Source organism: Pantoea sp. GbtcB22 (assembly GCF_019091025.1).
Classification (GTDB): domain Bacteria; phylum Pseudomonadota; class Gammaproteobacteria; order Enterobacterales; family Enterobacteriaceae; genus Pantoea; species Pantoea leporis.
On record NZ_JAGXKB010001038.1, the window covers coordinates 1 to 230 of the forward strand.

A 230-nucleotide genomic window follows, 5' to 3' on the forward strand; every position below is an offset into this window, starting at 1 on the left:
TATGCGGGTTTATTTTGAAAAACCTCGACCCACCGTCGGCTGGAAGGGGTTAATCAACGATCCTTACATGAACATCTCGTTTGATATGGAAGCTGGCCTGCATATCGCGCGTCAACTGCTGCTTAATCTCGTTGAGATGGGTTTACCGCAGGCGACCGAAGCGCTGGAGCCGAATAGCCCGCAATATCTTGGCGAACTGTTTAGCTGGTCAGCGATTGGTGCGCGTACCA

The 230-nt window shown here is 51.7% G+C and carries 1 pseudogene; it reads left to right on the plus strand.

What is annotated here, in order from left to right:
• A pseudogene (locus KVT28_RS27435) lies at positions 1 to 230 on the plus strand (3-deoxy-7-phosphoheptulonate synthase); the annotation flags it as partial.